10 protein-coding genes are annotated in these 10,613 nt (G+C 53.2%); 5 read left to right on the plus strand and 5 right to left on the minus strand.

Translation table 11 applies throughout. From position 1 onward, the window contains the following. The first annotated feature begins 89 nt into the window (after positions 1-89). The 3 genes from VE954_RS12950 to VE954_RS12960 all read left to right on the plus strand — a co-directional run bounded on the left by VE954_RS12950 (position 90) and on the right by VE954_RS12960 (position 3,490). Entirely contained in the window at positions 90-1,796 is a 1,707-nt protein-coding gene (locus VE954_RS12950; protein ID WP_324953351.1) for a DUF1592 domain-containing protein, read from the plus strand. Position 1,797: 1 nt separating this feature from the next. Further along, the gene (locus VE954_RS12955; protein WP_324953353.1) at positions 1,798-3,132 is read left to right on the plus strand and encodes a DUF1552 domain-containing protein; all 1,335 of its coding nucleotides are present in this window, start codon (positions 1,798-1,800) and stop codon (positions 3,130-3,132) included. Positions 3,133-3,295: 163 nt separating this feature from the next. Next, positions 3,296-3,490 carry a hypothetical protein gene (locus VE954_RS12960; RefSeq protein WP_324953356.1) on the plus strand — a complete coding sequence of 65 codons (195 nt, stop codon included), beginning with the start codon at positions 3,296-3,298 and terminating at the stop codon, positions 3,488-3,490. A gap of 9 nt (positions 3,491-3,499) precedes the next feature. Here VE954_RS12960 and VE954_RS12965 read toward each other — a convergent pair whose 3' ends face one another. Continuing rightward, positions 3,500-4,288: an endonuclease/exonuclease/phosphatase family protein gene (locus VE954_RS12965; RefSeq protein WP_324953358.1), complete on the minus strand. Its 789-nt coding sequence runs from the start codon at positions 4,286-4,288 to the stop codon at positions 3,500-3,502. A 363-nt stretch (positions 4,289-4,651) separates the two neighbouring features. On the opposite strand from VE954_RS12965, the gene VE954_RS12970 reads away from it, so the two are divergent. Next, a complete protein-coding gene (locus VE954_RS12970; RefSeq protein ID WP_324953359.1) occupies positions 4,652-6,361 on the plus strand; it encodes an acyl-CoA dehydrogenase in 1,710 nt (569 codons plus the stop codon). Between the two features lie 3 nt (positions 6,362-6,364). Here the strand turns inward: VE954_RS12970 and VE954_RS12975 are convergent, their stop codons facing one another. The 4 genes from VE954_RS12975 to VE954_RS12990 all read right to left on the minus strand — a co-directional run bounded on the left by VE954_RS12975 (position 6,365) and on the right by VE954_RS12990 (position 9,781). Continuing rightward, entirely contained in the window at positions 6,365-7,060 is a 696-nt protein-coding gene (locus VE954_RS12975) for a hypothetical protein (RefSeq protein WP_324953361.1), read from the minus strand. Continuing rightward, entirely contained in the window at positions 7,057-8,115 is a 1,059-nt protein-coding gene (locus VE954_RS12980) for an AI-2E family transporter (protein ID WP_324953363.1), read from the minus strand. Before VE954_RS12980 ends, VE954_RS12975 begins: the two co-directional genes overlap by 4 nt. A 104-nt stretch (positions 8,116-8,219) precedes the next feature. Continuing rightward, positions 8,220-8,546, minus strand: coding sequence for an RNA-binding protein (locus VE954_RS12985; protein ID WP_324953366.1), 327 nt, complete (start codon positions 8,544-8,546; stop codon positions 8,220-8,222). Positions 8,547-8,719: 173 nt separating this feature from the next. Continuing rightward, positions 8,720-9,781 carry a hypothetical protein gene (locus tag VE954_RS12990; RefSeq protein ID WP_324953368.1) on the minus strand — a complete coding sequence of 354 codons (1,062 nt, stop codon included), beginning with the start codon at positions 9,779-9,781 and terminating at the stop codon, positions 8,720-8,722. 417 nt (positions 9,782-10,198) lie between these two features. Here VE954_RS12990 and VE954_RS12995 point away from each other — a divergent pair. After that, positions 10,199-10,613: hypothetical protein (locus VE954_RS12995; RefSeq protein ID WP_324953370.1), on the plus strand; the 415-nt coding region annotated here is incomplete at its 3' end.

Raw genomic sequence — 10,613 nt, forward strand, 5'->3', positions numbered from 1 at the left:
TAGGCTCAGACAGTAGGACTCCACTTCTCAGACGCCGCCTCGAGCACGGATTTTGCTTGAGGCCTGGTTCATTCATGGAGGAACGGACATTGAGAGGTCAACGTCGACGAATTCCCGCGATCAGTCTCGCCATCTTTGCGTTACTGACAGCCTGTTTGGAACAGCAGTCTCCAAAAGCGGACAAGTCCTTGCCTGAAGAGGCTTTAGCGGAGCCTGAAACCCCAAGACTCGCTGAAATAACGCTGAATCCCGCCGCCATCCGCCGAACCCTGGAACAGATTTTTGCCAAGGACAGCACGTGTTCGAACCAGCCCGCTGTCAGCAGCCGACGTCAGTTGCGTTTGCTCACCCGCGATGAATACAATCGCTCGATAAAAGATATCTTTCGTTTGTATGCAGACTACCGTGGATCCATCCCGATCGAACAAAAGGTGTTGGGCTTTAGCAACAACTCGCAGTTCGCCTTGGTCAGTTCGGATCATGCCGCTGCCTACGATAAGACGGCAAAAGAGTTGGCCCAACAGATCGTCGCTGCGGAATGGTCACGGCTGGTCAAGTGCCAGGTGAGCGAGGGCGCCAGCTGCGCCGAGAAGTTTGTTCGAACCTATGCTCCCCGAACATGGCGGCGTCCTGTGACGGAAGACGAGGTCCAGGCCTTGCTGCGGGTGCATAAGGTGGGGAGCGACATCAGTCCGACGACGGGCATGGAGCTGGTGGTACGAGGGCTCATCAGTTCACCTCATTTTCTTTATCGCAGTGAAACAGGCCGGGACGGAAAGCTGACCGCCTATGAGGTGGCCAGCGCCCTCTCGTATTTTTTCTGGGGAACGACACCCGACGATGAGCTGCTCAAGCTTGCGGGTGATGGCACCTTGCTCAACGAGGAAACTCTTCTGACCCAGGCCCGCCGTCTGCTGCAGAGCGACAGAGCCAAGGAAGGCATGAAAGCTTTCGCCGATGCCTGGCTCAATTATTCGGCTGTGCTCAGCGTAAATAAAGATGCCTCCCGCTACCCCGCCTTTGATTACAACGTGCGAACGGGAATGGCCCGGGAAACGGAAGATTTTTTCGACTATCTCGTCCGCAAAAAGCAGGCAGGATTTACCGAACTCTTTACCGCAGATTATAGCTTCGGTGACCAACGGCTCGCGGATTTCTATCGGGCGCAGCTGACGCCAGAAGGTGATTTACAGAAGTTGACCTTTGCCGGTCAGCCGCGCCTGGGCCTTATGGGACACGGCAGTCTTCTCTCCTCCCTGGCCTATGCGACGGAAACAGGGCCCATCCAACGAGGCAAGTTTGTGCGAGAGCACCTGCTCTGCGATATGCTCACCCCGCCTCCGCCTGAACTTATGATTATGGTCCCGCCTCCCAAGGAAGGGGCCACGACGCGCGAACGTTTTGCGGCTCACACATCAGCGGCGGCGTGCCGAGGCTGTCACATCAAGATCGATGGTGTGGGGTTCAGCATGGAGGATTTTGATGCGGTCGGTCTTTATCGAACCGTGGATAGTGGCAAACCCGTGGATGCATCCGGGCAGGTTCATGCTCTGGATGGGAAGAATGTGGACATCAATGGAGCCAAGGAATTAGGCTTGGCATTGGCCACCTCCACCCGGGCGAAGCAGTGCTTTGTGGTCCAGACCTGGCGCATGGCTCAGGGACGCTTGGAATCGACGGATGATGTCTGCTCACTGAGGCAGATCTCCAGTGCCTTCGTCGAACAGAACATGAGCATGGCTCAGCTGCTGATCAAGCTGATCACCGACCCTTCCTACATCCAAAGGAGCCACTAAGATGAAATCTTTACGCGCCGAACTCGATCGCCGCCGCCTTCTACGATATCTCGGCAACGCGGCTCTTGCTTTGCCCTTCTCACGCGTGCTCATGGAGCAGCAACTGTTTGGAGCCACGCCGGCCAAACGCGCTCTCTTTTTCTACTTTCCCGATGGCATTATCAAGGAGCGCTGGCATCCCACAGCCACAGGCAGTAAGTTTGATTTTCAACCCATGACCGCACCGCTTCAGGCTGTGCGCGATGACGTCATTCTGGTGAAAAATGTCAACTATGCAACAGAAGGCAGTCATGAAGGGGGCGCGGCTTATATTCTGTCCGGCGTTCGCAACCATAGCGGTGGCGTAAGCATCGATACGTATCTGGGTGAAAAGTTCAAATCCAATGTTGTGCTGCCGGTCGTACGGTTGGGTGTAGGAGCCAATTTTCAAACCGGTTCCCATATTTCCTATTTTGCGCCAGGGTCCGCCTCGCCCATCGAAGATAATCCGGCCAAAGCTTTCTATAATATCTTTGGCGGTGCGAGCAGCTCCACAGATCCTCTTACCAAAAGCAAACTTCTGGCTGCTGAAATGAGCATTCTCGATCTTTGCATGGACGACATCAAAGGTTTGCAGACTCAACTCGGTAGCGTCGAGAAGCAAAAACTCGATGTGCATCTCGAGTCGTTGCGCGAGCTGGAAAGACGGGTGCAAAGTGCAGCCAGCGGTCCCATTGCCGGCAGCTGCACCAAACAGGTGGATATGCGAGGCCTGACCTTTCCGCAGCCCGATTACAACTACCCCCAGGCGCCTCACAAGAACGAACATTTTGGGGTGATCGGCGATATCATGACTGACCTCGCCGTTCAGGTCCTGGCCTGCGGCGTCAGCAATGTGCTTTATTTCCAGTGGTCCCATCCGGTCAGCCCTACCGCCTTCAACTTTCCCGGGGGAACCGATCAGGCGCGTGGGCATCATGATATGTCCCACTACGGGGACCTCAATGGCAGCGGAGCCCAGGATTTCATCAAGGCTCAGGCCTGGTATATGGGCTGTCTTGCGAAGCTCCTGGGGCGTCTCAAAGCCATCAAGGAGGGGGATCAGACACTGCTCTATAATACCGCGGCCATGGCACTGACCGAGATCGCGGACTCGAATATGCACGATTTTAAAAATGTCGGACTTATCCTGGCAGGCCAGGCCGGTGGCGCCTGGACCACGGGCCGCTCCTTGGATGGTCAGGCCGCAAGTCATAACCAGGTACTGGTTTCGATTCTGCAGGCCATGGGTCTTCCGGATACAACGTTCGGAGACCCGACTTTGGGATCGGGTCCATTGGCTGGACTTCGCGCCTAGGTCCACTCGCGAAAGGGTTGAAAACCGTGGGAAATCCTTGAACTTCTCTCGGCGATTGCCCCTTTCAACCCCTTTATTTTCCTACGTTAAGAACCACCCCTTAAGTTTTTACCAATTCTTCCGATAATGTCCACAGCAAGGCACCAAAGCATTAGAGGTAAGCATGATCGAGCTTATTATTTTTTCGTTCCTGATTATGAGTTCCATACTGCTCGCGTTCGCCAGTCGAATCGCGGTCAGCGCGTCCCTCACCTTGCTCTTTTTCCTGTTTCTTCCTGTGGGACTCTTGATCGGCTGGGTATTACCCTATGTCCTCAACTGGGTGCAGCCTTGGTTACCACGCCGCAACCTGGCGTAATTCAGATCGTCATTCCAAGGAAAATTGCACGGCAATCGGCACGCTGGCGCTGAGGGGAAACCCCTCAGTGTCCACAAACAGCTCGCTCAAATCCTTCCACGAAATCGGTTTGAATACCGTATTGCTTCCCGAACGATACAACACACGATCAAATTGATTTTCAAACCAGCCATGCAAGGATTCGGCGGGATCCTCGAGTTTTAATTTAGCTTTGATGGTCGGCCGCGTCTCACCCATATTGAAGTCACCGATGAGAACGACAGCATGATTCGCGGGGGATTCGGCCGCCACATACTGCACCAATTCCAGAGCCTGGAATTGCCGGGCGGCGAAATCAAGCTGGCCCTGGCCTGGCTGCATCTGTGTGTTGTAGACATCCAGGATATGACCATTCACATTATAACGCAGAAGGAGCAATCCTTTGGATGCGTTTTCATCGACAAAATTCGCCTGGGCTTTGTAATAGAGTTTCTTGACTTCAAGCAGCGGAAAGTTGGATACGCTGGCCAGTCCGGAGTTGGCTCGATTCCACCAGTGGGGTCGATCCTTGAAATAGTATTTATTGGGATGGTCGGAGGCTTCAAGGAGACTCTCACACCTGGCAAAGCAACCCTGCACGCCGGCTATGTCGAAGTCATTGAGCTTGCTGCCAATCAACTGCAGATTTTCCGGCGTTGCTGACTGCACCTGGTAGGTCAGCACCGAGAAGGTAAGAGACGACCCATGGTATTCTGCTGCCACAACCGATCCACTGGAATAGAGGCTAAAAAGGCACAGAAGGCCCAACCATCGCTTCATATCTGTATCCTTGTTTTGGAAGTTCTTCCTCTTTGTGCATTTTTTCATGCGGATCGGTCAACGCAAAGTAGACGATAGCGACAAGATAAAGACCAGGGGCCCCACCCTTTGGTATGTGTGATTCCGCAAGGAAATCCTTTCCGATTGACAGATGATTTCGGAGAACAGTGAGTCGCTGGATTCGCTGATCCTACCTTTCTGAGGCTTGGCAAGCCTTTCACCCGTTGGAGAACAGTCCTACGCCCGAGATGGCGTGGAATTGCCTGGCAAAACAGTGATACTATGGGGGCATGTACTCCGTTCGTTACCGCAGGCGGCGGCAATTCCGAGCCTTCTGCGTTCAGCTATTTTTAAGGAGCATGCATGGCCAACTATCAAACAGATCTGCGCGACATTAACTTCAACCTCTTTGACGTCCTTCAGGTTCAAAAGCACAGCTATGGCTTGGAACGCTCAGACCTGGAAACCATCGTCAGCGAATTTGACGGTTTTGTCGGGAAGGAAATTTTTCCTACGCGGCAAAAGTCGGACGTCCACGGCGCAAAGTGGACCCCACAGGGTGTGAAAGCTCCGGCCGTGTTTCAGGATCCAACGCGCAAATTCTATGAAAATGGCTGGTTCGCACTGGGATTGCCTGACACCGTTAACGGCAGCCCGGTTCCGGAAGCCATCACCACAGCCTGTTTGTCCCTGGCAACCGGCGCAAACTGCGCCTGGTCCATGTACCCTGGTTTGACCAAGGCCGCGTTGAATGTGATTCTGCACGTCGGCAGCAAGGAGCAGCAGTCCGTTTATGTCCAGCCGATGGTTGAAGGACGCTTCGGCGGCACCATGTGTCTGACCGAAGCCGACGCTGGCAGCGATGTGGGTAACCTGCGCTCCACAGCCAAGCCCCTGGGCCATGGCCGTTACGCGATTGAAGGCACCAAGATCTTCATTTCCTCGGGTGACAATGATCTCTATGAAAATATTGTGCACCTTGTGTTGGGCCGCACTCCAGGCGGCGCTCCCGGCACCAAGGGTCTGTCCCTCTTCATCGTGCCCAAGTACAAAGTCAAAGCCGACGGCACCAACGGCGAATTCAATGATGTGAACTGTTCCAAGATCGAAGAAAAAATGGGACTGCACGCCAACGCCACCTGTGAACTCGTCTTCGGTAAAAATAAGCAGTGTGAAGGCTGGCTGATTGGTGATGAATTCGATGGCATGAAGAACATGTTCATTATGATGAATGAAGCTCGCCTCTACTGCGGCGTGCAGGGCGAATCGCAAGCCAACCTCGCCTATCAGTTGACCCATCAGTATGTGTTTGAACGCGTCCAGTTCGGCAAGGCTATCATCGATCATCCCGACGTTCGTCGCACCATGCTCAAGATGCGAGCCATGGCCCGCGGTCTGCGCGCGCTCTGTCTTTACACAGCTGACCTGTTCGATCGCAAAGAGGAAGATGAAGTGGGTCTTTTGACCCCTATCTGCAAAGCCTATGCTTCTGACGAAGCCATGCGTCTGTCCAGCGACGCCGTTCAAAGTCACGGTGGTTACGGCTTCTGTACGGAATACGGCATCGAGCAGTTCATGCGCGATATCAAGATTGCAGCCATCTATGAAGGCACCAACGCCATTCAGGCGATCGACTTTGTGATGCGCAAGATTCTGAAAGACAACGGCAAGGCCTTCACCGCGCTGGGCAAGAAAATCATGACGTCCATGCAGAAGCCCGAAGCTCAGAAGCTCTTCTCGGCCGAACTGCAGACCCTGGGTCTGTCTTTGCAGAAAGCTCAGGAAATCCTGGGTAACTTCGGCAAACTCGCGGCTGCCGGAAAAGTGGATGCCGTTCTTCTGCACTGCTCGGACTTCCTGCGTTACGCCGGCCATGTGGTGACGGCCTGGCGCTTGCTGGATCATGCTATCCTTGCCGAAACCAAGATGGCTGCGGCCAATGGCGAGGAAAAAGCCTTTTTGCAGACCAAGCAGCAGGACTTCCGTATTTTCTGTCAGTTCTTCCTGACTGAAAATATTGGTCTCGGCAAACTTCTGTCGAATACCGATATCGACCTCAGCTACAAGGCCTAAGACTCAATCGTCCCGGATCCGTCCGGGGCGTTTTCTTTTCTCCACCGACCATCCCAACCGCAGCATGACCCCACATTCAATCAATAAAAGAATCTTCTGCGATCCAGCTGCGATATAAAGTCCGGCCTGCGATTCAATGTTCAAAAAAGGTCCCGTCACAAGCAGCATCAAATAAAGGCCCTGCGTCGCGACCCATATCTTGAGCCAGGGCCGTTCATCCGCCACGATCGAACCCTTTTCCTTGGACTCCTGCAGAAGCATGGCTCCCAGCATCAATCCCGAAAAGAATGTCAGCTGCACACAAAAAAGGTGCAGGTGCCCTACCCTGTCCCAAGGGGTGAGCCCCACTCCCATGCGAGACAGAGCCATAACACCGATTGTGATCAGAAACGTTCGCGCAAAACGCTGACGGGATTTGAGGATCAGCAGGGGAAAAAGACCGAGAAAAAACCAGCCCACGGCGGCGCTGACCAGGATGATGGCGGGAACAAAGAATCGACGCGACGCCTGATTGGATCCATGAGCAAAGGTTTCCATTCGGCCCAGATCGCTTAGAAAATTTTGCCAGAATTGGAACTGCTCCGCATGAGGCTCGACCACCGTGCCACCAGGATAAACCAGGACAGCCGCGGTTATGAGGATCAAAAAAAGCAGGATGGCTACAATAAGCACAGTGCCGGAACCAGGTTTACTCGTCACTCGTTACTCGTCAAATCAATAAGAGGAACGGCCTGCACGGCGATAAAGAGCGAGAAGGCCCACGGTCCCAGGACGGCTCCTGCCACACCAAACATCGCAATGCCGCCAACGATCGACATAAACAGCCAGAAAAAGGGCATATCAGTTGAAGATGAAGCCGTGCCTCGCATGAGCAAAGGCCTCAGAACATTATCCGCGAGACCGATCACCACCGCCATGCAGAGAATAAAAATTCCGGCAAAGGTGCGATCGTGCGAGAAAGACCAGAGGGCCGCCGAGATCATCACGGGCGCTGTTCCAAAGACGGGGATAAAAGAGAGGAAGAAAGCCAGTGCTCCCCAAAGATAAAATTTGGGAACGCCAAACGCAGCCAGGGTGATCACGACCATGAGGGATTGAATCATCGACAGCACAATGCTGGCCAGCACCATGGCCCGCAGGACATCACCCAGGGTTGAGGCCAGCATACCCCGCTGCTCCCCCCATGGGATGAGTCGTGGCAGCAGAGCCTGCCGCTGCCTCTTGCCATAGACTAAAAAATAGACCCAGGCCATCCACGTCACAAAAAGAAATAACAGCAGTTCAGGAGTGGCACTTAATGCGGATCCCAGATATCCGGCAACGTTCTTCAGGACCGGTTGCATAAATTCACGGAGGCGGCCTTGCATATCAGAGAAGCTCAGATTAAATCCTGTGCTCTGCAGAAGTGGGGTCACTTTATCATCGAGCCAAGCTAAAATCTTATAGCCCGTTTCGACAGCTGACTCGTTGCCACTCATGCCTTCCCAGAAACCGACAAGTTCTGTGGTCGCTGACCATGTAAGGAGGAGCATGGGGACAATAAACAAACCTTGAACCACCGCCACGGTCCCTACTGCAACGATCCATCGTCCTATAGGGCGAGTCAGTTTCCAACGTTCAATCAAGCGATCGGCAGGTCCTTCACACAGGTACGCCAGTGTCATGCCCGTGGCCATGGGAAACCAAAAAGGTTTCAGCACAATCACACAGAACAGAACCACCAGAACGAAGAAGATTCGACGCCGAACCTGCATGCACCACTCCACGCGAATAAAAAAAGGCCGGAAGCCCCACCCTTAGATACTTACTAGCATCATAAGGGCTGTGCATCCAGCCTTGCATGTTTCATGCAAAAATCTTAGTAGCGACCACCGCGTGAACGGTTGTAACCACCACCACCACCACCGCCGCCGCCGCCGCCACCACCTTCGCGCGGGGCCATCGGCTTGGCTTCATTAACCGTCAAAGGACGGCCCGAGAAGTCCTGGCCGTTGAAACGGTCGATAGCAGCTGTAGCTTCAGCGTCGCTCGACATTTCAACGAAACCAAAGCCTTTGCTGCGGCCAGTTTCACGGTCAAAGATAACTTTGGCCGACTCAACCTGACCAACTTCCGAAAATGTGTCCATGAGGACTTGATCGGTTGCAGAAAAGGGTAAATTGCCGACGTATAATTTTTTGCCCATGAGAACCTCCTTAAGGCCAGGGCGCCACTAAAGAGGACAAAGGCACAAGACCCGAACTCAGTAGAAGCAAGTAACACTATCTCTTGTACTCTAGCAGGATATTTGCTGTATGTCCTCATGCTTTCAAAAAAAAATATACCAGGTCAATTCACGCGGGGTTCATCATCCTGAAATTACTCATCAACTACGACAGGCAAAGTGACTGCCGGAGCCTGGTAAACCACGTCCAGCTTGATCTCCACCCGTCCATTGAGAGGCACATCGAGAGTCCCATCAGTCACTTCGTGGAGGCGACTGCCCCCTGGTCCATAGACGATCAAAGTATAAGTATAACGGGAGCCTGCAATCAGGTTCACCCGGTCGGTCACAACGTAAGCACCATCTTGAGGAGTTAAAACAGTCTCGAACCGACTGGTCCCACCCAGGGCGAGGCTCAACCGTACGTCACGCACCCACTTTTGATTGCCCGTGCTGTTGGCATCCTGGATCGTCTGCAGAAAGTTCCTCACAACCGCGGCGTCCTCGTCCTTCACCTGGGTCGGCGTGGGCGGCATCTTAGGAAGACCGTTTGAACCGGTGAAGGAACTCGACATCTTGCTCAGGATTTGAGCTAACGATTCACCGGCTGCGTTTTTATAGGGATAGCTCTGAAGATCAAGCCCGCCACTCGGTTTAGCCCCACTGTTATGACAGGTTTGGCATCGATAGGATTTAAGCAGGGTACGCAGCGCTTCAGGCTCCGCTGGGAGTGTCACCGGCGCATCAGGAAAATTCACAAGCTGCAGGGCCAGACGAAAATCCAGGTCGATCGCGGTGGGCTTGATCGGCTTCAGAATAAGCTGGGGCAGCGTTTGCGAACCAGGATTAATCACAGTCCGCAAAGTACCTTCTGCGAGGGGCTGATTCTTTTCATCCAAAAGTTCGACCAGAAATTCAACTTCACCCAGAGGCAATCCATCCAACGCATAAAGTCCGGCCTCGGTTACGGGAAACTCCCAGGCAGCTCGCAGCTCACTTCCCAGCGCCCCATTGTCCACTTTGAAAGCACGAATAATCAACTGATCGGCGCTTCTTCCCAATTCCGCCAGCGCCGTTCGTGGCAAATTCAAAGTCGCGGCATTCACCTCCTCTTGCTCGACAATCGAAGGCGGAGGACTGGCAACTTTAGTGGCTTCAAGGCACCCGCTTAAACCCAGGGTGGCCATCAAAGCGATCGAAAGGCCTATTGACTTCATGGACGTCTCCCTTTTTAGACGATGGAGGAACAATTTCTGACTGTGAATCTGTCAAACTTCTAGCAGCAAGCCTGAGTTCTGTGTACTGCAAAAAAAAGAAAAGCCTAAAAAACCCTCGGCTTCCGTCTGTTAAAAATCTCGACATTTGTGTCGGACACCATGATTGCTTCTAACGGAGCAGCTTCGCTCGGCTATTCGATAATGTGAGTTTCGGCTCCGGTGCTTGAACCGCGTCCCGCCGATTTCCACGCTGGTTCCGACCGAACCCCGCAATACCCTGCAACAAGGCAATAATATTGATCAATTCACTAGCTTTAAGGGCTATGCGCAGCTTCGCCCCCATCCTGGCACGAATGGTGAATTCAGACCGATCAACACCATCCAAATGAGTACACAGCAGAACCAGAGGAATGGAACATGAGTGTGATGACTTGTAGAAATCTGATGATGATCCTGAGTCTTAATATGCTGGCCCTGGCTTGCGGACAGCGGACGAGCGAAACACCAACGCTTGGCAACAGTGGATTGGGTTTACCGGCTCAACAGGCCGCTAACAACTCCAACGACCGCTCCGCTGAACTTGAAAAACTGATCCGCGATCAGTCGGACGCCTTGACCAAATTGAGTACGGATAAAGCCACCCTTCAGGAGCGCGCTGATAATCTTGATTCACAGATCAAGGCCCTCAATGATCAGATCACCACGAATAAGACTCTGACAGAACAGCAAAAGGTTGATATGCAGAAGCAGATCACTGACCTGCAAACCCAGAAAACCGCTTTGGAAAAACAGATCACAGATCTTAACACCAAGAACTCCGATCTGCAAAAGC

Source organism: Oligoflexus sp. (assembly GCF_035638955.1).
GTDB lineage: Bacteria > Bdellovibrionota_B > Oligoflexia > Oligoflexales > Oligoflexaceae > Oligoflexus.